The sequence below is a fragment of the Rhodanobacter sp. PCA2 genome (assembly GCF_013620825.1).
Taxonomy (GTDB): domain Bacteria; phylum Pseudomonadota; class Gammaproteobacteria; order Xanthomonadales; family Rhodanobacteraceae; genus Rhodanobacter_A.
Map to the genome: position 1 here is coordinate 1 of NZ_NJIC01000037.1, position 25214 is coordinate 25214.

The window sequence follows — 25214 nt, forward strand, 5'->3', positions numbered from 1 at the left end:
GAGGGGAGAGGGAGCGAGCGCACGCACGCTTCGCATGAGCATCCCGGCAAGCCCCAGCCCCTCACCCCAACCCTCACCCCGGAGGGGAGAGGGAGCGAGCGCAAGCACGCTTCGCACGCGCGGCTGGGCAAGCCCCAGCCCCTCGCCTCAATCCTCTCCACGGAGGGGAGAGGAGGCGAACACAGGGAGCGCGGCATCGATGAAGAGGCTGTGGCGTCCCGTCGCTTCGAGACGATCCACCGCAGCCTCCTGGCGGGCCTTCCCACCCAGGTCGGCCGCAAGGACGAGCGCGGCATCTACCAGGGCACGCGCGAGCGCAAGTTCCAGGTCTTCCCCGGTTCCGCGCTGGCGAAGGTGCCGCCGAACTGGGTGTTCGCCGCGCAGATCCTCGACGTGGGCGGCAAGGTGTGGGCGATGATGTGCGCGCGCATCGAGCCGGCATGGGTCGAGCAGCAGGCCGCGCATCTGCTGAAGTCGTCATGCCGCGACGCGCACTGGTCGCGCAAGCGCGGCTGCGTGGTGGCGTACGAGCAGGTGAGCCTGCTCGGCCTCACCCTGGTCGAACGACGCGCGGTGACGTTCCAGCAGCAGGACCCAGCGCTGGCCCACGAGATATTCCTGCGCGAGGCGCTGGCCCGCGGCGACATCGAGGCGCGCGCCGATTTCGTGCGTGCGAACCAGCGTGTGCTGGAGGATGCACAAGGCATCGAGGCGAAACAGCGCCGCGAAGGCCTGATCCGCCACGAGGACGAACTGGTGGATTTCTTCCGCGGCAAGCTGCCGGAGGACATCGCCAGCAGCCGCGGGCTGGACGCGTGGTACCGCCACGCGCGACCGGCCGAGCAGGCGGCGCTGCGCTGGTCGCTGGACGACGTGATGGCCGGCGGGGCCGGCCTCGATCCGAAGGCGTTCCCGGCCGCGCTGGACATCGTGCCGACCGGTGGCGCGCCGCAACGCTATCGCCTGGAATACCGTTTCGTGCCCGGCGACGAAGCCGACGGCGTCACCCTGCACCTGCCGCTGGCGATGCTCAACGCCCTGCCCCTTGCGCGCTGCGAGTGGCTGGTGCCCGGCCTGCTTGCCGAAAAGGCGGCCGAGCTGATCCGCGGCCTTCCCAAGGCGCTGCGCCGCAACTTCGTGCCCGCACCTGATTTCGCCCGTGCGTTCGCCGAAGCCGAAGCGCCGCGCGACGAGCCGCTGGCGCAGGCGCTGGCTGCGTTCCTGAAACGCACCACCGGCGTCGCCATCGACGCCGGCGAATTCGCCGCGGCGGAACTCGCGCCGCACTTCCTGATGCGCTACCGCCTGCACGACGACAACGGCCGCACGCTCGCAGCCGGCCGCAACCTCGTCGCGTTGCGCGACGAATGGGAAGGCCGCGCGCGCGAGGCGTTCTCGCGCAAGACCGACGTGGAACTGACCCGCGAGGACGTCACCGCGTGGGACTTCGAGGAGATCCCGCGGGAAGTGCGCTCCAGGGGCAACCTGCTCGCCTTCCCCGCGCTGGTCGACCTCGGCGACGCGGTGGCGCTGCGCGTGTTCGAGCGCCGCGACGAGGCCGCCGCCGCGCACGTCGACGGCGTGTTGCGCCTGCTGCGCAACGCGCTGGCCAGCGAACTCAAGCAGGCGCGCCGGCGCCTGCCCATCAACAATTCCCTGGCGCTGAAATACGCCTCGCTGGGCGGCGTGGACGGCTTGCGCGAAGACCTGGTGGAAGGCGGCCTCGCCGATCTCGTGGCAAGGCTGCAGCTGGACGCGCGCAGCGCGGGCGCGTTCGAGGCGCTGCGCACGCAGGCCGCGCGCGAACTGTTCGCCGCGGCGGTGGAACGCCTGAAGCTCGCCGAACCGATCATCGAGGCGCAGGCCGAACTCCGGCCGTGGCTGCAGCCGCCGCTGCTGGGCTTCGCCCGCGCCAGCTACGACGATCTGCGCGAGCAGCTCGACGCCTTGCTCGAACCGGGTTTCCTGCGCGAACTGCCGCCGACGCGGCTGGCGCACTACCCGCGCTACCTCAAGGCCATGCGCCTGCGCGGCGAGCGCCTGCGCCAGGACCCCGCGAAGGACCAGCAGCGCATGCTGCAGGTGCTGCCCTATTGGCGCGAGTACCTGAAGCACCGCGCAGCCGGCCACGACGGACTGGACGAACTGCGCTGGCTGATCGAGGAATGGCGCGTGTCGCTGTTCGCGCAGGAGTTGAAGACCGCCGAGCCGGTGTCCGCAAAGCGCCTGGCCAAGGCCAGCGCCGACCTCGGCCGGAGCTGAGCTGTCGCGTGTTCGACGCGTCGCGGCTACACGCTTTCCTTCGCGCGCAAGACGCGACGCCGACGACCGGCAAGGTTCAATTCGCCGGCTTCACCCGCGCCGAGGCGTTGTAGCCCTCGACCTTCAGCAGCCATCCGCCCACCATGCCCGGCTTGATCGTGACGGCCGGTGCGTCCAGCGGCTTGCCGGGGCTCAGCGAGCTGTCGTCCACCACCTGCCAGCGCTGCCCGTTCTCCAGCGTCAGCACGGTGCCGCGCTGCCAGCCGCCGAAACGGCCCGCGACACGGCTGGCGATGACCGTGCGCGCCGGCCCGGCCTTTGCGGCCCTGGCGTCGGGATGACTGCTGCTGCGGTTCGCGGCCACCGCGGCCGAGCTGGCCTGGGACGGCGGCGGCACCATGGCATCGGGATGCGCCGACAGCCATTGTTCCAGCGCATGCAGCTCCTGCGGGCTGAGCTTGTCCAGGCCGGCCTGGCGGAATGCCGCGCTGCCCATGCTCTGCTGCAGCGAAGGCGCGGACTGGGCCTGCGCGGCGGCGGCCACGGCGGCCAGCAGGACGAAGACGAGAGGGCGATACAGGCGCTGGAACATGGGAAACCTTCTCCGGTCGGGAAGCTGGGCACGAAATATCTTGCGGGCATTCTGCGCGTTCGGCGCGCCTTCCGCCAAGGCGCCCGGCATGGACCACGGGCGCCCGCCCCCCGCATCGCCGCTCCGGCTTCCGCGCCGCGCCGCAGCGCGATGGCGGACACGCCACGGCCCCGCCTCACTATCATGTGGCCATCCCCACAGGCGACGACGATGGATGCCAGCACGCACAACGCGGCGCAACGCAGGGAACTCGGCGCGTTCCTGGTGGCCTGCCGTGCGCGCGTGTCGCCGACCGAGCTGGGCCTGCCGGTGGGGCGCCGCCGCACGCCGGGGCTGAAACGCGAGGAAGTGGCGCTGGCCGCGGACGTCAGCGCGAGCTGGTATACGTGGATCGAGCAGGGCCGCGACGTGCGCGCCTCGCCCGAGGCGCTGGAGCGGCTGGCGCGGGTGCTGCGCATGAGCGACGCCGAGCGCGCCTACGTGTTCGCGCTGTCCGGCCACGCGCCTCCGGAAGACACCCACGACGAATCGCTCACCGAGGGCCTGCGCCAGTTCGTGCAGGCGCTGGACCCGCTGCCCGCGTACGTGCGCAACAACCGCTTCGACATCCTGATCTGGAACCGCGCGATCGCCGAACTGTTCGTCGACTACGACCGGCTCGCGCCGCACGAACGCAACACGCTGCGGCTGATGTTCCTGCACGCGCCGTACCGCACGCTCATCGTCAACTGGGAAGAGATCGCGCGCGGCACGCTCGCCGGCTTCCGGGCCGCCCACGCGCAGGCGGCGGACAAGCGCCCGTTCGAGGCGCTGATCGCCGAGCTGACCGAACGCAGCGACGACTTCCGCCGCTGGTGGCCCGAGCACGACGTGCGCCGCTTCGACGAAGGCATCAAGCAGCTCGACCATCCCGCGCTGGGCCGGGTCGACCTGCAGTACGTGGCGCTGGTGCCGCAGAACCGCCACGACCTGTCGCTGGTCACCTATCTTCGACGCAAGTAGGGCTAGAGATAGTCTGATTCCGCTCGTCATCCTGGCGAAAGCTGGCCTCGGCGCCTGCAAGCCACTGGGCACAAAGGCATGGGATTCCTGCCTGACCAGCCCTTCGGCCGTCGAAGACCGCAGGAATGACAAGCAGACAGTCGATCAATCGGACCCTCCCTGGTTCCTCGAGACTGGTGGTACGACTCCCATGATCGCCGCCCGTCTTGTCCCTGCCATCGCACAGGTCCATGTTTCACCGCATTGGCCGGGCGTGTTCCCGGCCGCGAACTCCGGAGGAAACACACCATGGCTGCCGACTCCACCCGCACCACCGCGCCCGACAACGTGTCGGTATCGCGCGACCCCGCCACCGGCGAACTGATCGCCGAACGTCCCTTCCTCGCCGACGCCGCGCTCGGGCCGCTGCTCGACCGCGCCCAGGCCGGCTTCGCGCGCTGGAGCGCGACCAGCCTGGCGCAGCGCGCGGACGTGCTGCGCGCCATGGCCGCCTCGCTGCGCGAGCGCAGCAAGGCGATGGCGGCGATGGGCACGGCCGAGATGGGCAAGCCGCTGCGCGAGATGCGCGCCGAGGTGGAGAAGTGCGCGCACCTGTGCGACTGGTACGCCGAACACGGCCCGCGCTGGCTGGCCGACGAACCCACCGAAGTGCCGGACGGCAAGGCCTACGTGTCCTACCTGCCGCTGGGCGTGGTGCTGGGCGTGATGCCGTGGAACTTCCCGTACTGGCAGGCGATGCGCGCGGCGGTGCCGATCCTGATGGGCGGCAACGCCTTCCTGCTGAAGCCGGCCGAGAACGTGGTGGGCTGCGCCGAACTGCTGGACGAGGCCTGGCGCGCCGCCGGCCTGCCCGACGGCGCCTTCATCGCCGCCCACCTCACCCGCGCACAGAGCGCCGCGGCCATCGCCGACCCGCGCACCGCCGCTGTCACCGTCACCGGCAGCGTGGGCGCCGGCCGCACCATCGCGGGCCAGGCCGGCCAGGCGATCAAGAAGGTGGTGCTGGAACTGGGCGGCTCCGATCCCTTCATCGTGCTGGCCGACGCCGACGTGGAGAAGGCCGCCGAAATCGCCGTGGCCGCGCGCTTCCAGAACGCCGGCCAGGTGTGCATCGCGGCCAAGCGCATGATCGTCGAGGAAGCCGTGCTTGAGCGCTTCACCCATGCCTTCGTCGAACGCACCAGGGCGCTGGTGGTGGGCGACGGCCGCGACGCGGCCACCCAGGTCGGCCCGATGGCGCGCCTCGACCTGCTGGAGCAGTTGCACAAGCAGGTGACCGACAGCGTGCAGGCCGGCGCGAAGCTGCTGCTCGGTGGGCAGCAACTGGACCGCAAGGGCTACTACTACGCGCCCACCGTGCTCGCCGACGTCAAGCCCGGCATGCCCGTGTTCGACGCCGAGACCTTCGGCCCGGTGGCGGCCATCGTCGCCGCGCGCGATGCCGACCACGCGGTGGAACTGGCGAACCAGAGCGACTACGGCCTCAGCGGCAACCTGTGGACCGGCGACGTCGAACGCGGCAAGCAGCTGGCGCGGCGGCTGGTCACCGGCGGCGTGTTCATCAACGGCTCGTCCGCCTCCGACCCGCGCGTGCCGATCGGCGGCGTGAAGCAGAGCGGCTTCGGCCGCGAGCTGTCGCACTTCGGCCTGCGCGAATTCGTCAACGCGCAGACCGTCTGGGTCGACCGCCGCTGACCGTCGCCTCGTATTCCAACACACGGAACATCACGACATGACCAAGGGATCCGACCTGCTGGTGGCCGCGCTGGAGAACGAAGGCGTCGAGCGCATCTTCGGCATACCCGGCGAGGAAAACCTCGACGTGGTGGAATCGCTGCGCCACTCCTCCATCCAGCTCGTGGTCACCCGCCACGAACAGGCGGCGGCGTTCATGGCCGCCACCTACGGCCGGCTCACCGGCAAGCCCGGCGTGTGCCTCAGCACGCTGGGCCCGGGCGCGCTGAACTTCACCACCGGCGCCGCCTACGCTTTCCTCGGCGCGATGCCGATGATCATCCTCACCGGGCAGAAGGGCATCCGTTCCAGCCGGCAGGCGCAGTTCCAGATCGTCGACATCGTCAACGCGATGAAGCCGCTGACCAAGTCCGCACGGCAGATCGTCTCGCCCACCACCATTCCCACGCTGGTGCGCGACGCGTTCCGCATGGCGCAGGAGGAACGCCCCGGCCCGGTGCTGCTGGAACTGCCGGAGGACATCGCCGGCATGGAATGCGAGGCGGTGCCGCTGGTGCCGCCGCACGCGCTGGAAACGCCGGTGGCCGGCGCCGAGTCGGTGGAGCGCGCCGCCGCGCTGATCCGCGCCGCCCAGCGGCCGCTGGTGATGCTGGGCGCGGCGGCCTCGCGGCCGGCGTCCAGCGCGGCGCTGTCGCGCTTCGTGCTGCGCGCCGGCATCCCGTTCTTCACCACGCAGATGGGCAAGGGCTCGGTCGCCGGCGGCTCCGGCCTGTACATGGGCACGGCGGCGCTGAGCGAACGCGACTACGTGCACAAGGCGATCGACCGCGCCGACGTCATCGTCGCGATCGGCCACGACACCGTGGAGAAGCCGCCCTTCATGATGCGTCCCGGCGGCCCCACGGTGATCCACGTGGGCTACAAGCCGGCCAGCGTCGAGCAGGTGTATTTCCCGCAGGCGGAAATCGTGGGCGACCTGGGCCGTTCGCTGGCCCTGCTGGCCGACCGCATCGAGGGCCAGGTGCCGAACGCCAAGGCGCTGCTGCCGCTGCGCGAGGACATCCTCGCGCACCTCGCCGACCGCGCCGACGAAGACCGCTTCACGCCGCAGCGCATCGTGCACGACGTGCGCGCCGTGATGCCTTCCGACGGCATCGTGGCGCTGGACAACGGCATGTACAAGATCTGGTTCGCGCGCAACTACCGCACCCAGGTCGCCAACACCCTGCTGCTGGACAACGCGCTCGCCACCATGGGCGCCGGCCTGCCCTCCGCGATGATGGCCGCGATGCTCTACCCGGATCGCCGCGTGCTGGCGGTGTGCGGCGACGGCGGCTTCATGATGAACGACCAGGAGATGGAAACGGCGGTGCGCCTCAAGCTCAACCTGGTCGTGCTGGTGCTGCAGGACAACGCCTACGGCATGATCCGCTGGAAGCAGGCGGTGGACGGTTTCGCCGACTACGGCATGACCTTCGGCAACCCCGACTTCACGCTGTATGCGCGCGCCTTCGGCTGCCAGGGCCACCGCGTCGACGACGTCGCACAGTTCGTGCCCACGCTGGAAGCCGCGTTCCGGGCCGGCGGCGTGCACCTGGTCTCGGTGCCGATCGACTACTCGGAGAACGAGCGCGTGCTGGTGAACGAGCTGCGCGAGGCGTTTCCGTCCAACCGGCCCTGAACGCAGCCGGCGATCCCGTGCAGCTCAGCGCGACTTGCGCCGGCGGCGCTGCAGCAGCGCCGCTCCAAGCACGGTCAAGGTGGACAGCAGGCCGAACGCAGCCCCCAGCCCGGGATGCCGCCGCGCGAAGTCCACCGGCGACGGTGCGCCGGCGTCGCTCCACGCCAGCAGCAGCCATGCGGCAAGCAGGGTGAGGCCGGCGGCCAGCGTCGCCGCCGCCAGGGATCGCAGCCAGCGCACGGGGCGCTCAGCGCACCCGTTCGACGTGGGCGTCGCCGTTGCAGCCGTCCACGTACATCAGCCAGGCGCCGAACAGCGAAGGCTTGAGCTTGACCTTGGGATTCTCCGCGCTCATGCACTGCGGCGCGTCGGAGCTGGACTGCTTCCACACCTGGCCGTTGTCCAGGGTGAATTCGCTCTGCCCCGACCAGCCGCCGAAATGCCCCTTGATGCGCGTGTCGATCTTCTCGCGCTTCGCGTCGTCCGCGTAGAACACCGGCTTGCCGCTGGAGCTGACCATGCGGGTCTTCACCACCGGATGCGCGTCCAGCCACGCATCGAGGTGGGCCAGTTCCTCCGGAGTCTGCCTGTCCAGCCCGGCCGCCTTGAAGTCGGCGGCGCTCATGCGCTGCCGCAGGCCGTCCGCCTGTTGCGCATGGGCTGGCGCTCCCGCGAGCGGCAACGCGAGCAGGCAGGCGAGTGCAAGGATGGCTGGCGGGGTCTTCATGGGCCGGTCCTGTAGCGACGGAAGGGGCGACGGGGCGATTCTGCGACTGCCGGGCAGCGAAGCCAAGCACCGCCCATCCGCCTAGAATGGGCCATCACGACACGCTCCCGGCCATGACCACGCATCCGCAATCCGCCCGCCTGCAAGCCTGGCGCGACCGCGCCGGCACGCCCCCGCCCGTGCTGGCGGCGGCGCTGGATGCCTGCCTGGCGCGCCCGGTCGACCAGGCCGAAGGCGCCGACGTGCTCGACCTGCTGGCGATGCTGGGCTGCGACGCGCCCACCCAGGCGGCGGCGCTGTGGTTCGCGGTGGCGCGCGTCGATCCGGCGTTCTGGCAGGTCGAGGCGCCGCGGCAGCCGGAAGAAATCCGCCGGCTGGTGGAAGGCCAGCAGGCGGCGGAACAGGTGTGGGCGCTGCACGCGCAGCGCACCCAGGGCGCCAGCTCCGAAGGCCTGCGCCGGCTGCTGCTGGCGATCGTGCGCGACCTGCGCGTGGTGTTCGTGCTGCTGGCGCGCCAGCTCGCGCGCCTGCGCGCGGCGGCGGCGCTGCCCGACGCCGAGCGCACGGAGCTGGCCCGGCTCACCCGCGACATCCACGCGCCGCTCGCGAACCGCCTGGGCATCTGGCAGCTGAAGTGGGAGCTGGAAGACCTTGCCTTCCGCCACCTGCAGCCGGACGTCTATCGGCGCATCGCGAACCTGCTCGACGAGCGCCGCGCCGACCGCGAGGCCTTCATCCGCGAATCGCTGGACGAGCTGGGCCGCGCGCTGGCCGCCGCCGGCATCCGCGCCGAGCTGGCGGGGCGGCCCAAGCACATCTATTCCATCTGGAAGAAGATGCAGAAGAAGGGCGTGGAGTTCGCCGAGCTGTACGACATCCGCGCGGTGCGCGTGCTGGTGGACACGGTGGCCGACTGCTACGCCGCGCTCGGCGTGGTGCACACGCTGTGGCCGCACCTGCCGCGCGAGTTCGACGACTACCTCGCGCGCCCCAAGGGCAACGGCTACCGCTCGCTGCACACTGCGGTGATCGGCCCGCGCGACAAGACGCTGGAAGTGCAGATCCGCACCCACGAGATGCACCGCGCGAACGAACTCGGCGTGGCCGCGCACTGGCGCTACAAGGAAGGCGGCGGCGCCGACGCCGAGTTCGAGGCCAAGGTCGCCTGGATGCGCAAGCTGCTGGAGACGCGCAGCGAGGACGAGGGCTCGCTGGCCACGAACCTGCGCACCGAGCTGATGGAGGACCGCGTCTACCTGCTCACGCCGCGCGGCGAGGTGGTGGACCTGCCGCACGGCGGCACCGTGCTGGACTTCGCCTACCACGTGCACACCGAGGTGGGCCACCGCTGTCGCGGCGCCAAGGTCAACGGCCGCATCGTGCCGCTCACGTTCCAGCCGCAGAGCGGCGACCGCGTGGAGATCCTCACCGCGAAGCACGCCGAGCCCAGCCGCGACTGGCTGTCGCCGCACCACGGCTACCTCAACAGCTCGCGGGCGCGCGACAAGGTGCGCGCCTGGTTCCGCCGGCTGGCGCACGACGCCAATCTCGCGGTGGGCCGCGCGATGTTCGAGCGTGAACTGAAGCGCCTCGCCCTGCCCGAGGTCGACCTCGCGAAGCTGCCCACGCACTTCCACCTGAAGACGCAGGACGAGCTGCTGGTGGCGCTGGCGCTGAACGAGATCAGCACCGGCCAGATCGCACGCGCGCTGCAGGAAGCCGCACAACCGCTGGACGACGAAGCGGTCGTGCCGCTGGCGCCGGTGCGGCCGCCGCCGGCGCGCGACCCGGGCGCGCTCAGCATCGAGGGCATCGGCAACCTGCTCACCACGCTGGCGCGCTGCTGCCAGCCGCTGCCGGGCGATCCGGTACGCGGCTTCATCACCCGTGGCCGCGGCGTGTCGGTGCACCGCGCCGACTGCGCCAGCCTCGCGCGACTCGCACGGCGCGACCCGGACCGGGTGATCGAGGTGGACTGGGGCAAGGCCAGCGCCCAGGCCTACGAGGTGGACATCGAGCTGCGCGGCTACGATCGCAAGGGCCTGCAGAAGGACGTCACCAGCGTGATCAGCAACGCCGGCACGCCCATCATCGCCTCCTCCAGCCGCGCCTTCGCGAAAAGCGGCGAGGTGGAAATGCGCTTCGCCCTGCGCGTGCGCGACTTCGAGCAGCTCTCCACCCTGCTCGGCCGCCTGCTGGCGCTGCCGAACGTGGTCGAAGCGCGCCGCATCGGCGGTTCCCGCGCATCCTGAACGCACGTTTCCGCTTCACGCGGCAGTGCAGCAGCGCGATGCTAAGCTGGATCGGCTTTGCGGTCGTCAACGATCGTGGAGTCAAACGAGCAGCCGTTCCTGGTTTCACTTTTGCGATCTTCCCGGTCGCGGGATCAAACGGGCAGCCATCCATGGCTGCACTCTCAACAACCAACTTCTGAACCTGTTGTTTCCATGAGCGGACGCCGCGACCAGCACGAACCCGAATCCCGCGGACGCACCGAGCCCACGCTGGGCAGCCTCGACCAGCTCGATGCGCCGCCGCGCGGCGCGCCGATGCGCGACGATCCGCCGTGGCCGGACGCCGAGCCGCGCCGCCGCTGGCGCCGCGCCTCGACGATGCGGAACCGGCCCCGCCGCGGCTGGCTGGTGCCGCTGTTGCTGCTGGCGCTGGTCGGCGTGGTGGCTGGCGCGTGGATCGGGCAGAACCGCCTGCGCAGCCTGCTGCCGCGTACCGAACTCAACGACGTGCTGAGTCGCGCACAGCAGGCGCTGGCGGCCGGGCAGCTGGACGGCCGCGACGGCACCAGCGCGCGCGAGCTGTACCAGGCGGCGATGGCGCTGGAGCCTGACAACGACATGGCGCGCAACGGCCTGCACCAGGTCGGCATGGCCGAACTGTCGCAGGCCGATGCCGCGCTGCAGGCCGGCCAGTTCGACGTGGCCGCGCAGAAGGCGGCGGTGGCGCGCGAGCTGCTGGGCGGCGGCAGCGACGTCGACCGCCTGGACCAGCAGATCGCCGCGAAGCGCGCCTCGCAGGTGCAGGTCTCGGTGCTGGTGCAACAGGCGCAGCAGGCGTTCGCCGCGAACCAGTTCGGCGGCGAGCACGGCGCCGGCACGCTGTACCGGCAGGTGCTGCAGGCCGATCCCGGCAACGCGGTGGCGCGCCACGGCCTGGACCAGGTCGGCGATGCGCTCGCCGCGCAGGCGCGCAAGGCGCTGGACGCGAACGACAGCGCCGCCGCCGATGCCGACATCGAACAACTGGCCGCGCTGCAGCCGAACAACGCCGCGCTGCCGGGCCTGCGCGCCGCACGTGCGCAGGCGCAGCAGCAGGACAGCGCCGCGCTGGACACCGCCTTGCAGCAGGGCGACGAGGCGCTGCGCGCCGGCCGCATCGACGGCCCCGGCGACGACACCGCGCTGGCGCACTACAAGGCCGCGCTGGCGCTGAGCCCGGACAATCCCCAGGCCGAGGCCGGGCTGGGCAAGGTGGCGCAGGCGCTCACCGTGCAGGCGAACGCCGCGCTGGATGCCGGCGACACCGCACAAGCCGCCACGCTGCTCGACCACGCCGAGGCGCTGGCCCCGAAATCCGCCGACCTCGCCGCCGCCCGCGCACGCCTGCAAGGCGCGCAGGCGCACAAGCCGCCCCGCGCCGCCGCACCCGCCAGGAACGAGGAGGCGGCGCCCCCCGCTCCGCCGCCCGTCCTGACCCCGCAGCAGAGCGCGCAGGTCGCCCGCCTGCTGCAGCAGGCGCAGGACGCCACGCAGCGCGGCGACATCATGCTGCCGCCCGGCCGCAGCGCCTACGACCTCTACCGCAACGTGCTGGCGATCGACGGCGACAGCGCCGTGGCCCAGCGCGGCCTGCAGGCGCTGCCCGGCGTGGTGCAGCAACTGTTCAACCGCGCGCTGGCCGCCGGCGACCTCAACCGCGCCAACCAGATGCTGGACAACCTCGCCGACCTCGCGCCCGGCGACGCCTCGCAGAACATCATGCGCCAGCGCCTCGCCGGCGCATGGCTGGACGAAGCCGACCGCCAGCTCGCCCAGGGCAACCGCATCGGCGCCGCACAGTCGCTGGAACAGGCGCGCAAGCTGGCGCCGAACCAGCCGCGCGTGCTCGACCTCGCCGCGCGCCTGCAATCGGGTTCCTGACAAGCGCATGACCGTCCTGGTATTCGGCGGCAGCAGCCAGATCGGCCACTTCCTGCTGCCGCGCCTGCTCGCCGGCGGCGCCTCGGTGGTCGCGCTGAGCCGCCGCGCACGTCCGCCGCAACCCGGCCTGCGCTGGCTGCAGGGCGAACTGCCCCACGCCGTGCCGGCGGAACTGCCGCCGCCCGTCGCCATCGTCAGCTTCGGCCCGCTGGGTCCGTTCGCCGAATGGCTGGCGCGCGCCGACTTCGGCAGCGAGCCGCCGCGCATCGTCGCCACCAGCTCGATGAGCGCGGAAACCAAGCGCGACTCCGGCGTGCCGGCCGAACGCGCGATCGCGCAGCAGCTGCGCGACGGCGAACAGGCGCTGGCCGCCGCCTGCGCCCGCCACGGCGCGCCGTGGACCGTGCTGCGCCCCACCCTGATCTACGGCGCCGGACTCGACAAGAGCCTCAGCCCCATCGCCCGCCGCGCCTGGCGCACCCGCGTCTTCCCGCTGCCCGCCGGCCGCGGCCTGCGCCAGCCCGTGCACGCCGACGACCTCGCGCTCGCCGTGCTCGCCACGCTGGGCTGCCCCGCCAGCGCCGGCCGCATCCTCTCCATCGGCGGCGGCGAGCGCCTCAGCGCCCGCGAAATGTTCGCCCGCGTCCGCCGCACCCTGCCCCACGCCAACCTGCCCCTGCCGCTGCCCGCGTGGCTGCTGCACGCCGGCCAGCGCCTCGCCCCCGTGAAGCTGCGCGGGCCACTCGCGCGACTCGATGCGGACCTGATCGCCGACAACACCGAACTGGAACGCCTGCTGGGAATACAGCCGCGCCCGTTCCAGGTCGACGCGGGAATGTGGTTTCCGGTGAAGGACTGACGGAACCCCGACTCCCTTCTCCCGCCGGGAGACGCGGAGAGGCGCCATGGATGGCGCCGCCTTGGGGAGCGAGGAAGGTGCCCCGAAGGGGCGGATGAAGGTGCGCACCGCGCAAATTTCGCGCGTGCGCCAGATGCGCCGACCATGCCCACCCACGGCGCCAGAAAGTCCCTAAACAGCATCGAAGAATTCGTAGCGGCTGGTGGTCGCGTTGAGGACTGGTCGACTTGACGCGAACCCGGAAGGTTCGGAGCATCCACCCACATGTCCCAATCCCGGGTCTATCTGGCGTCGGGCCCGCTTGGAAAATCATGGATCACTCAACTCCCGACCTCACGGATGCTCAGCTCATTCGGGCTACCCAGTCTTTGGACTGCGGCCGGTTCCGCGGACGCCAATTTCAAGCATTAGGCATATGAGCAAGACCGGCCTCACTTTGTGCTTTCTGTACTTGGTCATCGTTGGCTTGTGTGCCTTGGCATCCCTTGGCTCCTCAGGAGACCCCAAGGGTGAGTTCGTTCTTCTACAACTACCTCTGGCGCTGCAGCTGGCTGCGCTGGACTGGCTTGGCCTCAGCCGCGCCCTGTCAAATTTGCCTTGGGCAGGAGCGTACCTGTTGGTTGGCCTTTCGACACTAGCGTTGCTTTATGGTCTCGGCTGGGGACTAGGGAAGCTGTTTGGTTGGGCAACGTCTTGGGGCAGGTCGCGTGCGCCCTGACCACACGTCCAAGCGGACGACTTCGCCACTGCTTGACTCAGGCGCCGGGCCTGCGACAGCGCACTTCGCACACTCATACAGAAACCCTAACCAGAAGGCCGCCGCACGGCATTCCCGCAGCCGCGCAGCGGCTGCGCCCGAGTGCGCGCCGGGAGCGCGCTGCTTTACCCGGGGCCCCTATGGCGCGGCGGGCGGGTGGAGGAAAGTCCGCAGGATGGCCCGCATGGATGCGGGCCAGTTTTTCGCCGGCACACGGAGGTGCCGTCGAAAAACCCCGTAACCCGCCCGCGCACCCGGAGCCCATGGATGGGCGCAGGGCGCGCCATCGGGGTGGCCTCTCTTTGGGCCACGTTTCTCTGGCCAAACAGAGAAAGGTGGCTCGGGCCGCGACAGCGGCACGAAACCGCTTTGCCGCCAGCGCACGCGCTGACATATGTGCCGCCCGAGTCGCAGGTTCATCCGAAACCCATCCCCACTTCGGTAAGCTGTCCCGACCCCGCGACAATCCCCGAGGATGGATTCCCTCCGCATGCGCCGCCCCCTCCGACGCCTGTCCGTATTTGCCCTCCTTGCGATGCTGCTGTTCGCGCCGCTGGCGCAGGCGGGCGTGCAGTTGGTGGTGCGCGGGGTGGACGAGCCGCTGCAGCAGGCGATCGGCGCCTCCGTGGGGTTGTCGCAGTATGCGCAGCGCGACGTGAGCGAAGCGCAGATCCAGCGCCTGTACGCGCAGGCGCAGGCCCAGGCGAAGACCGCGCTGGAGCCCTATGGCTATTACGACGCCGAGGTCGCCGCGCAACTGCAGCAGGCGGGCAAGGACTGGCAGGTGACGCTGGACGTGCGTCCCGGCGAGCCGGTGAAGGTCGCCTCGGTGGACGTGCAACTGGATGCCGCGGCGCTCGCCCTGCCCCCGATCCGCCGCGCGCGCAACGCGATCGAGCGCATGCGCGGCCAGCGGCTGGACGACGCCAGCTACGATGCCGCGCGTGACGCGCTGTCCGCCGCGCTCACGGCAAACGGCTTCCTGGACGCGAAGCTGACGACGCGCCGCGTCGAGGTGCGCCGCGCGGAACACAGCGCGGCGATCATGCTCGCGTGGCAGGTGGGACAACGCTACCGCTACGGCGCCGTGCAGTTCGAAGGCTCGCAGTTCAGGGACGGCTTCCTGGATCGCTACGTGCCGTTCAAGTCTGGCGACTACTTCGACCAGTACCAGCTGCTGCAACTGCAGCAGGCGCTGAACGGCGCCGACTACTTCGCCGTGGTCAACGTGCTGCCGCAGATCGACGAGAAAGCCGAAGGCAAGGTCGACATCAAGGTCGAACTGGCGCCGGCCAAGCGCACGGTCTACACCGGCGGCCCGTTCATCGGCACCGACACCGGCTTCGGCGCGCGCGCGCGCATGGAACGGCGCTGGGTGAACCGGCGCGGCCACAAGTGGAAGAACGAACTGGTCGTGGCGCAGCGGTTGAAGACGCTGTCCACGCTGTACTCCATCCCCATGCCCGGCGACGACCAGCGCAGCTTCAACGTCGGCGCCAACTTCCGCGACGCGAATACCAGCACCTCGCAGTCGCGCACGCTGGGACTGGTGGCCAACGAGACGCGGCAGTGGCGCGGCTGGACGCGCACCCTGGGCCTGCACGCGCTGTCCGGCACCTTCACCGTGGGCAAGCGCGGCAACGAGCCGGACAGCACGCCGGGCATCGAGCACGGCAACAGCACCCTGGTGTTCGCCGAGGCGTCGCTGTCGCGCAAGCGGGCGGACAACTTCAACTTCGTGCACAACGGCTGGTCGCTGGACCTCACTGCGCGCAGCACGGCGGGCGGCCTGCTCTCATCCACCAGCTTCAGCGAGCTCACCGCCGACGCGAAATGGATACACGCCTTCGGCGCGAAGCGGCGCAACCGGCTGATCCTGCGCGGCAGCGCCGGCCACGTCTGGACAGCCGACTTCGCCGCGCTGCCGCCGCAACTGCGCTTCTTCGCCGGCGGCGACCGCTCGGTGCGCGGCTACGGTTTCCAGTCCATCGGCCCCGAGAACAGCTCCGGCCGCGTGCTCGGCGGCACCAACCTGCTGGTGACCAGCGCCGAGGTGGAGCACTACTTCACCCGCAACTGGGGCATCGCCACCTTCGTGGACGCGGGCAATGCCTTCGACGGCACCGATTACCGCCCGAAGATCGGCACCGGCCTCGGCGTGCGCTGGCGCTCGCCGGTGGGCATGATCCGCGTGGACCTCGGCACGCCGATCCACGACTCGCGACGCCACGGCGTCGTGCTGCACCTGGTCATAGGGCCAGACCTGTGACCGGCTGCCATGGCACCCGGTCGCAGGCGGCCACGGATGGCCGCGCGCGCATCGGCCGCTTTGCGGCCGATGCGGCGGAGCCGGGTCCGTGCAACGGACCCGGCGACTCGAAAACGGGCAGGACAGCCCGTTTTCGACATGGGCAACGCTTCGCTCCTGATCCCGGAGCACGACAAACGCGCATGTGCATATTGCGGAGGCAGTCGGTTTCATGAAGTGGCTCAAGCGCATCGCCATCGCCTTCGCGATCGTGCTGCTGGTCGTGGCCGCCACCGCCTGGTGGCTGCTCGGCACCGGCGCGGGCCTGCGCTTCGCGCTGGCGCGTGCGCAATCGGCCACGCACGGCGCGCTGCAGTGGAAGCAGGCGCAGGGTTCGCTGATCGGCCCGCTGCGGCTCGACGGCCTGCGCTACGACGACGGCAAGGGCACCGCGATCGGCGCAAGCCGGATACGCCTCGACCTGCGCCTCTGGCCGCTGCTGCTGGGCAAGGTGCATGTGCGCGACCTCGACGCCGACGGCGTGACGGTGGCCCTGCCGAAAAGCACGGACAGCAGCGAAAGCTCCGGCAGCTTCTCGCTGCAACCGCCGGTGGACCTGCTGCTCGACCGCGTCCACGTGGGCACGGTGCGCGTGAGCCAGGACGGCCAGCCGCTGTTCGCCTCCGACAGCCTCGACCTGGCCGGCCGCTGGACGCGTGCGGGCATCGCCATCGACACGCTGAAGCTGCGCGCGCCGGACGGCCAAGCCGACCTGCAGGGCGTGCTGGACCTCAGCCGCGGACAGCGCGGCAACGGCAAGGCCGACTTTGCGTGGAAAGTGGGCGACGCAGCGTATGCGGGCCAGCTCGCCGCGGACAGCGACGGCAAGCTGGCGAAGCTGGACCTCACCCTGGAGCAACCCACCGCCGCGCGCCTGCACCTGGAACTGGCGCAGGGCGGCAACCACGACTGGAAAGCCACGCTGAGCGCGCCGCGCTTCGATCCCAAGCCGTTGCTGGGCGACGACAGCGCGTTGAAATCGCTGGCGCTGGACCTGCAAGGCCACGGCGACCGCCACGGCGGCGAACTCGCCGGCGCGCTGGACCTCAACGAATACCGCCTGCTGCTGCAACCGCTGCGCGCGCGCTTCAGCGACGACGGCAAGACGCTGGACCTGCAGCAACTCGCCCTGAGCTCGCCGCAGGTCAAGGGACGGCTCGACGCCAGCGGCACGCTGCAGCTCGACGCGAAGCCGCTGGGCGGCCAGCTGACGATCCGGTGGAGCGACCTGCAACTGCCGGCCGAACTCGTCGGCCAGCCTCTCGCCAGCGCGGGCAAGCTCGACGCGCGCGGCAGCGCCGAGCGTTTCCATGCCACCGGCGACGTCACGATCGGCCCACCCGGCCAACCGGCGCACCTGACCCTGGACGTGGACGGCACGCCGCAGGCGATCGCCCTGCATCCGCTCACCCTGCAGCAACCGCAAGGCAAGCTCGAAATGCAGGGCACGCTGCAACTGCAACCCGCGCTGGGCTGGCAACTCGACGCCAGCGCCACGCGCTTCGACCCCGGCCAGCTGCTCGCCGGCTGGAACGGCGCGCTGGATTTCGCGCTCGACAGCAAGGGCACGATGACGAAGGACGGACCCGACGCCACGCTGGAACTCCGGCAACTCGCCGGGCGCCTGCGCGAGCGCACCGTCGGCGGCAGCGCCAGGCTGCACCTCTCGCCCGGCAAGGTGATCGACGGCCAGCTCCGCCTGACTTCCGGCGGCAGCACGGTGCAGGTCGACGCCAGGCCGGGTCGCGTCAACGATGCCGACGTCCGGCTCGCCATCGCCTCGCTGGGCGACTGGCTGCCCGGCGCCGGCGGACGTCTGGACGGCCAATTCAACCTGCGCGGCCTCCTGCCGGTGCTGGCCATCAACGGCCACCTGCGCGGCAACGCGCTGGCCTGGAAGCAGGAACGCGTGGACAGCCTGCAACTGATCGCCGGCATCCCCGACATCAGCCATCCCGCGGGCAAGCTGGAACTCACCACCGGCGGCGCGCACCTCGACGGCCTCGTGTTCCAGCGCATCCACCTGCTGGCCGAAGGCAGCCAGGGCAACCACCGGCTGGAGCTGGACATGCGCGGCAGCCAGCTCTCCGGCGCGCTGGGCCTGCACGGCGCGCTGCGGGACGGCAACTGGAGCGGCACGCTCGGCACGCTGAACCTCGAACCGCAGGGCCTGCCGGGCTGGCGCCTGCAGCATCCCAGCCAGTTGGCCTGGCGCGACGGCGCCTTCACCCTCGGCGAGCTGTGCCTCACGGCGGGCGACCCGCTGCTGTGCGCCAGCGCGCGGCGGGACAAGGCCGGCAACCTCGACGCCAACTACCGCCTGCGCGCCCTGCCTCTGGCGCTGCTGCTGAACGCTGCCGGCGAAGCCAACCTGCCGATGCGCGCGGACGGCAGCCTGCAGGGCGAGGGGAAGGCGCACCTCAGCGTGGCCGGCGTGCTCAGCGGCACGACCAGCATCAGCTCCAGCCACGGCAGCATCACCTACACCGAGCATCCCGACGCGCCGCTGCTGAGCTACGACAACCTGGCGTTGCACGGCGAACTGGGCGCGAACGGCCAGCGCATCGACCTGCGCGCCAACCTCGACCACGGCGGCAGCCTCAGCGGCCATGCAAGCGTGAGCGGCAAGCAGCAGGCGCTGGGCGGCCAGCTCGACCTGCGCCTCAACAACCTCGCCTTCCTCGAATTGTTCGGCAACGCGGTGGCGAACGTGCACGGCCAGGCCGCCGGCAGCTTCCAGTTCGGCGGCACGCTGGCGCAACCGGTCGTCAGCGGCCGGGCCACGGTGGACGATTTCGCCGCCGAGGTGCCGGCCGCGGGACTCAAGCTCGCCAAGGGGCGACTGGCCGTGCAGGCGCTCGACGCCCGCACCCTGCGCATCGACGGCAGCGTGCAGTCCGGCACCGGCACGCTGACGGTGGCCGGCGTCGCCGGCCTGGGCGGAAGCGTCACCACCGACATCGCGATCAAGGGCAGCCAGTTCACCGCCGCCGACATTCCCGCCGCCAAGGTCGCGATCAGCCCCGACCTGCGCCTGCAGCGCACCGCGCAAGGCCTCGACCTCGGCGGCACGGTGCTGCTGGACAGCGCCGACGTGAACCTCGACAAGCTGCCGGGCGCCGGCGCCAACAAGGCCTCCCCCGACGTGGTGGTGGTCGACCGCGAACAGCCCGCGCCCGGCGCATCGCTGCCGTTCACCGCCACGGTGCGGGTGGACCTTGGCCGCAGGACGCACCTCACCGGCCTCGGCCTGGACGGCCGCCTCGCCGGCGTGCTCACGGTGAACGAGCGGCCGGGGCGCGCCACCACCGGCCAGGGCCAGATCACGGTGGACGGCACCTACCGGGCCTACGGCCAGAACCTCGTCATCCAGCGCGGCAGGCTGCTGTTCGCGAGCACGCCGATCGACAATCCCGGCCTGGACATCCGCGCGATCCGCAAGCTCAACCCCAACGCCACCATCGACGAAGGCCAGGAGGTGGGCCTGCAGATCGCCGGCACCGCCCAGCGGCCGGTGCTCACCGTGTTCTCCAACCCGCTGATGGAGCAGTCCGACGCGCTCTCCTACCTGATCACCGGCAAGCCGCTGTCGCAGGTGAAGGGCGGCGAAGGCGACATGCTCGGCGCCGCCGCGCAGGCGCTGGGCTCGGCCGCCGGCAACCTGCTGGCCAAGAGCATCGGCTCGAAGCTCGGCGTGGACGACATCGGCGTCTCCAGCAACGAGGCGCTCGGCGGCAACTCCGCGTTCACCGTGGGCAAGTACCTCTCGCCGCGGCTCTACCTCAGCTACGGCGTGGGCCTGTTCGAACCGGGCCAGGTGGTGACCCTGCGCTACCGGCTGACCCGTCGCTGGAACTTCGAGGCGCAGAGCGCCACGGAATTCAACCGCGCCAGCTTCAACTACCGCCTCGAAAAGTAGAAACCTGCGACGCCGTCCTGCAACGCCGCGTGCCTGCCGCCGCGCGGGGTGGCATGCTGCCCCACCGCTTTTGCCCACGGCAGCCCCACACCGACGAGGTAACCCCATGCAGCGCACTCGATGGATCCTTTCCGCGGCGATTGCCGCCGTTCTCTGCAGCGCCCCCGCCTGGGCAGCCACGCCGCCCATGCCGCGCGCGCCGGACATCGGCATCGACCTGGGCGGCATCGACCTCGCGGTGCGCCCCGGCGACAACTTCTTCGACTATGCGAACGGCGGCTGGCTGAAGACCGCGCAGATTCCCGCCGACCGCTCCAGCACCGGCACGTTCCTGAAGATCTTCGAGCTCACCGAGCAGCACACCGCCGACCTGATCAGGAATGCGGGTGCCAACCATCCCGCCGCCGGCAGCGACACGCGCCGGATCGCCGACTACTACGCGGCGTACATGGACGAGGCCGCGATCGAGAAGCACGGCCTCGCGCCACTGAAACCCGAGCTTTCCGCCATCGACGCAATCGCCTCGAAAGACGATCTCGCCCGCGTGCTTGGCAGCCGCCTGCGCGCCGACGTGGACCCGATCAACGCCACCAACTTCCACACCGAAAACCTGTTCGGCCTGTTCGTGACGCAGGGGCTGGAAGATCCCTCGCACACCATCGCCTACCTGCTGCAGGGCGGCCTGGCCATGCCCAGCCGCGACTACTACCTCTCCAGCGACGCGCACATGGCGGAGTTCCGCGCCAGGTACCGCACCTACGTCGCGGCGCTGCTGAAGCAAGCCGGCATCGCCGACGCCGACGCGAAGGCGAACACGGTGATCGATCTCGAAACGAAGATCGCCAAGGCCCAGGAAAGCCTGATAGCCAGCCAGGACGTGCACAAGGCGAACAACCTCTGGACGGCGGCCGATTTCGCGCAGAAGGCGCCGGGCCTCGACTGGGCCGCCTACTTCAAGGCCGCGGGCCTGGACGGCCAGAAGCAGATAGACGTGTGGCAGCCGACCGCCACCACCGGCCTCGCCGCGCTGGTCGGCAGCGAGCCGCTGGACGCCTGGAAGACCCTGCTCGCCTTCCACACGCTCGATGCCGCCGCGCCGTTGCTGCCCAAGGCCTATGCCGACCTCAGCTTCGACTTCTACGGCCACACCCTGCAGGGCACGCCCGAGCAGCAGCCGCGCTGGAAGCGCGCGGTGGGCGCCACCAACACCGACCTCGGCGACGCGGTGGGCGAGCTGTACGTGAAGAAGTACTTCCCCGCCTCGTCCAAGGCCGAGGTGCAGCAGTTGGTGAAGAACCTGATCGCCGCCTTCGACGAGCGCCTCGACACGCTGAGCTGGATGACCCCGGCCACGCGGGCGAAGGCCAAGGAGAAGCTGGTCACGCTGAAGGTCGGCGTGGGCTATCCGGAGAAGTGGCGCGACTACGCCACGCTCAAGGTCAGCGCCGACGATCCGCTGGGCAACCACCTGCGCGCGGTGAAGCACGAATACGAGCACCAGCTCGCCAAGCTCGGCCAGCCGGTGGACCGCGGCGAGTGGTGGATGACGCCGCAGACGGTGAACGCGGTGAACCTGCCGCTGCAGAACGCGCTGAACTTCCCCGCAGCGATCCTGCAGCCGCCGTTCTTCGATCCCAAGGCCGACCCCGCCGCTAACTACGGCGCCATCGGCGCCATCATCGGCCACGAGATCAGCCACAGCTTCGACAACACCGGCGCCGATTTCGACGCGCAGGGCAAGATGGAGAACTGGTGGACGCCGGCCGACGAGGCCCACTTCAAGAGCGCCACCGCGCAACTCGCGAAACAGTTCGGCAAGTACGAAGCGCTGCCCGGCCTGCACGTCGACGGCGAGCAGACGCTGGGCGAGAACATCGCCGACGTTTCCGGCCTCACCATCGCCTACCTCGCCTACCACAAGTCGCTCGGCGGCAAGCCCGCGCCGGTGGTCGACGGCCTCAGCGGCGACCAGCGCTTCTTCCTCGCCTTCGGCCAGGCCTGGCGTTCGAAGATGCGCGAGGCCGCGATGCGCCAGCGCCTCGCCACCGACGTGCACGCGCCCGCGCAGTTCCGCGCGCTCACCGTGCGCAACCTCGACGCCTGGTACCCGGCGTTCGACGTGAAGCCCGGCCAGAAGCTGTATCTGGCGCCGGACCAGCGCGTGAAGATCTGGTAGACGCGGCCGTCGCCGGTCGGTGTGGGGCGGGCGGTGCCGCCCCCACACCGGCCCTGCACACTGGCCGGAGAGCGTCGTGATAAATTGCGACCAGGGTGCCCCTGGAAGGCATCCGTGGTCATTCGCAAGGGAGAATTCGCATCATGCTCAAGCAGATCGTCCTGTCCGCCGCCCTGCTGGGCGTCTCTACCGCCGCGCTGGCCCAGTCGGCCGCCGCACCCGCCGCCGCCAAGCCGCAGACGCAGGCACAGGCCGCGCCGGCGCTCACCCCGGAACAGCAGGCACAACTGCGCGAGCAGAACACCAAGATGGAACAGGCCGCGCTGCAGGTCGCGCTGCAGGTCGATCAGGGCAAGACCGGCAGCGTGTGGGACGGCGCCTCCAGCGTGGCGAAGCAGGCCGTGCAGCGCGACGCCTTCGTCAAGCAGGTCGATGCCGACCGCAAGCAGGCCGGCAACCTGGTGTCGCGCAAGTTCGCCACGATCACCCGCAGCGCCTCCCAGGGAGGCGCCACGCCGGCCGGCTACTACGTCAACGTCAGCTTCGCAACCCAGTTCGCGAACCGGAAGCAGCCGATACGCGAGCTGATCTCGTTCCACCTGGACACGGACAAGGTGTGGCGGGTGGCTGGCTACACGCTGCGCTGAACGCGCGCGCCGCGGGCCCTCGCCCGCGGCGCCGTCACGCGATGCCTAGCCCCTCGATGCCGGCGATGGCGGTACCGTCGAAGCCGGCCAGTTCCGCAAAGCGGCGGCCGCGCGCGGCATAGTCCTTGAACTGGTCGAAGCTGGGCGCGCCGGGCGACAGCAGCACCACGCCGCCCGCGGGCGTCACGGTGCGCGCCATCGTCACCGCGTCGTCGAAATCCTCGGCCTCGCCCAGCGGCAGTTCGGTCTTCGCCTGCCGCAGGGCCTGCGCGATACGCGGACCGTTGGCGCCTTGCGTGACGATGCGCAGGCCAGTGCGATGCTTCACGGCCTGCACGAAATCCGACCAGTCCAGCCCGCGGTCGTGGCCGCCCGCGATCACCGTGACCTCGCGCCCGGCCAGGCTGTCCAGCGCGGCCAGCGTGGCCTGTGGCGTGGTGCTGATCGAGTCGTTGATCCAGTCCAGCCCGTCGCGTGTGCCCAGCGGCTGCAGGCGGTGCGGCAGCGGGTGGAAATTCGCCAGTGCGGGTGCGGCCATGATCGCGTCGTGGCCCAGCGTTTCCAGCGCGGCCAGCGCGGCGCAGGCGTTGAGCGCGTTGTGCAGCCCGGGCGCGGCCAGCTTCGCGATGTCGAACACCGCCTGTTCGCCGCGGCGGATCGCACCATCGGCCACATGCCAGCCTTCGGGCGTGCCGAAGACGAGGCGATGCGGATGCGCGGCAGTGCGTTCCAGCAGGTTCGGCTGCAAGCCGTTGACCAGCAGGCGGCGCGACACGTCGGCCAGGCGCAGCTTGTCGGCCACGTAGCGTTCGCGCGAACCGTGCCAGTCGAGATGCTCCTCGTACAGGCTGGTGACCACGCCCAGCTCCAGCGCGCCTGCCTCGCCGGTCTGGAAGCTGGACAGCTCGATGGCCCACAGCGCGGCGGACTGCCCCTGCAATTCCAGCAGCGGCAAGCCGATGTTGCCGGCCAGCGCCGTGCGCACGCCCAGGCTGCGCGCCAGGTGCGCGACCAGGGCGGTGGTGGTGCTCTTGCCCTTGGTGCCGGTGACCGCGACCACGCGCGCATCGGGGTTCTCCGCGAACCACAGCGCGGTGCCGGAGGTGAACCGCGTACCCTGCGCCTGTGCGGTGGTCACCGTGGGCTTGTAGATGGAGATGCCCGGCGACTTCACCACCACGTCGTAGGCGCACAGCGCCACCGGCCCCGGCTCCGGGCCGTAGACGGTGAGCGTGGCGTCGAACGCGCGCGCCGCCTCGGCTTCGTCCTCGCTGCAGTACAGCGCCAGCGGCAATTGCGGCAACTGCGCGTGGATCGCGCGAATCGCCGCGCGCCCTTCGCGGCCGAAGCCCCACACGGCGACGCGCTTGCCCGCCAGCCCGGCGATGCGCATCAGGCGATGGCCTGCAGCGCCGCCTGCAGCCTTGCCGGTATGCGGTGCTCGGCGGACGGCTGCAGCCACGGTTCCAGCGCGAGCTGCGCGGCGTCGAGCCGGGGCAGGATCTCGTCGCGGAAGCGCGCCACCAGCGCGTCCTCCTGCCATTCCGGGCGCTGGCTCAGCGCGTACATCGCGGCGCGCGCCTCGGCGCCCTCGCCCACGCATTCGAACGGCTTGTGATCCTTGTATTCCAGCAGCGCGTCGAAACCGGCCGCCTGCGTCTCGTCGTCCAGCAGGTTGCGGCCGAAGATCGCCAGCAGGCGCGGCTTGGGCAGGAACGGCGCCAGCGCGAGGAACACGAAATGGCACTTCGGGCACTGCCCGCACCAGCGGTCGGCCGGCTTGGGGCCGAGCAGCCTGAAGTTGCGGTTGCAGCTGGAGAACACGTCGAAGTACGGCGTGAGCTTCGCGAACGCACGGGTGATCGCGAGTTCGGAATACGGCCGCAGCAGCGAGCAGTAATCGAGGTCGGCCGCCACATGGCCGTGCAGCCAGTCGCCGAGCAACTGCTCGAAGGCGTAGCCCTTGCTCCACTGGTGGTTCACCTGCTGGCCTTCGTACTCCAGCGTGGCGGCCGAGGCGGAGCGCTCGTTCGCGAAGGCGATGGAATCGTGGCCGTAGAGGATCGCGGCCATGGCGAGGATCGCCGAGTTCACCGCGGTCACCGGGATGTGGCCGTTCCACGCACCGCGCTGGTTGAGCTCGAACAGCGCCGGCGCCAGTTCGCGCTGGATGTTCAGCGTGGGCAGGCCGGTGCGCTCGGCGCAGGCCTGGATCAACGCGGAGTTGCCCACCCACACGGCGGTCGCTTCGCCGCCGATGGACTTGATCGCCTCCACCGCGACGAGGGAATCCTTGCCGCCGCCGATGGGGACGAGGGTGTTCTTTGGGAGACCGAGCGACGGGGCTTGCGGCAAGCCCGGGGGGGTCGCCCCCCCCCCCCCCCCCCCCCCCCCCCGGGGGGGGGGGGGGGGGGGGGGGGGGGGGGGGGGTGTTG

General features: G+C 70.8%; 14 protein-coding genes and 2 pseudogenes. 11 read left to right on the forward strand and 5 right to left on the reverse strand.

Going from position 1 to position 25214, the window contains the following annotated elements:
- Positions 1-225: 225 nt before the first annotated feature.
- A pseudogene (locus tag PCA_RS12440) lies at positions 226-2262 on the forward strand (DUF3418 domain-containing protein); the annotation flags it as partial.
- A 76-nt stretch (positions 2263-2338) separates the two neighbouring features.
- Here the strand turns inward: PCA_RS12440 and PCA_RS12445 are convergent.
- Entirely contained in the window at positions 2339-2854 is a 516-nt protein-coding gene (locus PCA_RS12445) for a hypothetical protein (protein ID WP_181302941.1), read from the reverse strand.
- A 210-nt stretch (positions 2855-3064) separates the two neighbouring features.
- Here PCA_RS12445 and PCA_RS12450 point away from each other — a divergent pair, with 210 nt between their 5' ends.
- The 3 genes from PCA_RS12450 (at position 3065) to PCA_RS12460 (ending at position 7232) form a co-directional block, all read left to right on the forward strand.
- The gene (locus PCA_RS12450; protein WP_181302942.1) at positions 3065-3856 is read left to right on the forward strand and encodes a helix-turn-helix transcriptional regulator; all 792 of its coding nucleotides are present in this window, start codon (positions 3065-3067) and stop codon (positions 3854-3856) included.
- A 288-nt stretch (positions 3857-4144) separates the two neighbouring features.
- A complete protein-coding gene (locus tag PCA_RS12455) occupies positions 4145-5551 on the forward strand; it encodes an NAD-dependent succinate-semialdehyde dehydrogenase (RefSeq protein ID WP_181302943.1) in 1407 nt (468 codons plus the stop codon).
- 37 nt (positions 5552-5588) lie between these two features.
- The gene (locus PCA_RS12460) at positions 5589-7232 is read left to right on the forward strand and encodes an acetolactate synthase large subunit (protein WP_181302944.1); all 1644 of its coding nucleotides are present in this window, start codon (positions 5589-5591) and stop codon (positions 7230-7232) included.
- A 24-nt stretch (positions 7233-7256) separates the two neighbouring features.
- On the opposite strand, the gene PCA_RS12465 is transcribed toward PCA_RS12460, so the two are convergent.
- Together PCA_RS12465 and PCA_RS12470 are read right to left on the reverse strand one after the other, a co-directional pair.
- Complete coding sequence (locus PCA_RS12465; protein WP_181302945.1) at positions 7257-7472, reverse strand: hypothetical protein; 216 nt, start codon at positions 7470-7472, stop codon at positions 7257-7259.
- A 7-nt stretch (positions 7473-7479) separates the two neighbouring features.
- The gene (locus tag PCA_RS12470) at positions 7480-7959 is read right to left on the reverse strand and encodes a hypothetical protein (RefSeq protein ID WP_181302946.1); all 480 of its coding nucleotides are present in this window, start codon (positions 7957-7959) and stop codon (positions 7480-7482) included.
- A 113-nt stretch (positions 7960-8072) separates the two neighbouring features.
- Between PCA_RS12470 and PCA_RS12475 the strand changes: the two genes are divergently transcribed.
- From PCA_RS12475 to PCA_RS12505, 7 genes are all read left to right on the forward strand, one after another.
- A complete protein-coding gene (locus PCA_RS12475) occupies positions 8073-10211 on the forward strand; it encodes a bifunctional (p)ppGpp synthetase/guanosine-3',5'-bis(diphosphate) 3'-pyrophosphohydrolase (protein ID WP_181302947.1) in 2139 nt (712 codons plus the stop codon).
- 195 nt (positions 10212-10406) lie between these two features.
- Positions 10407-12113, forward strand: a complete 1707-nt coding sequence (locus PCA_RS12480) for a hypothetical protein (RefSeq protein ID WP_181302948.1) — start codon at positions 10407-10409, stop codon at positions 12111-12113.
- 7 nt (positions 12114-12120) lie between these two features.
- Positions 12121-12972 (forward strand): NAD-dependent epimerase/dehydratase family protein, encoded by an 852-nt coding sequence (locus PCA_RS12485; protein ID WP_181302949.1) that lies wholly within the window; start codon positions 12121-12123, stop codon positions 12970-12972.
- Positions 12973-14219: 1247 nt separating this feature from the next.
- Positions 14220-15998 carry an autotransporter assembly complex family protein gene (locus PCA_RS12490; RefSeq protein ID WP_181302950.1) on the forward strand — a complete coding sequence of 593 codons (1779 nt, stop codon included), beginning with the start codon at positions 14220-14222 and terminating at the stop codon, positions 15996-15998.
- A gap of 211 nt (positions 15999-16209) precedes the next feature.
- Positions 16210-19956, forward strand: a complete 3747-nt coding sequence (locus PCA_RS12495; protein ID WP_181302951.1) for a translocation/assembly module TamB domain-containing protein — start codon at positions 16210-16212, stop codon at positions 19954-19956.
- Positions 19957-20062: 106 nt separating this feature from the next.
- A complete protein-coding gene (locus tag PCA_RS12500; protein ID WP_181302952.1) occupies positions 20063-22132 on the forward strand; it encodes a M13 family metallopeptidase in 2070 nt (689 codons plus the stop codon).
- Between the two features lie 143 nt (positions 22133-22275).
- The gene (locus tag PCA_RS12505; RefSeq protein WP_181302953.1) at positions 22276-22779 is read left to right on the forward strand and encodes a DUF4019 domain-containing protein; all 504 of its coding nucleotides are present in this window, start codon (positions 22276-22278) and stop codon (positions 22777-22779) included.
- A 34-nt stretch (positions 22780-22813) separates the two neighbouring features.
- Here PCA_RS12505 and murD read toward each other — a convergent pair whose 3' ends face one another.
- Both murD and PCA_RS12515 read right to left on the reverse strand, forming a co-directional pair.
- Positions 22814-24172, reverse strand: coding sequence for a UDP-N-acetylmuramoyl-L-alanine--D-glutamate ligase (murD, locus tag PCA_RS12510; RefSeq protein ID WP_181302954.1), 1359 nt, complete (start codon positions 24170-24172; stop codon positions 22814-22816).
- A pseudogene (locus tag PCA_RS12515) lies at positions 24172-25214 on the reverse strand (endonuclease domain-containing protein); the annotation flags it as partial. The pseudogene PCA_RS12515 and the gene murD, both read right to left, overlap by 1 nt.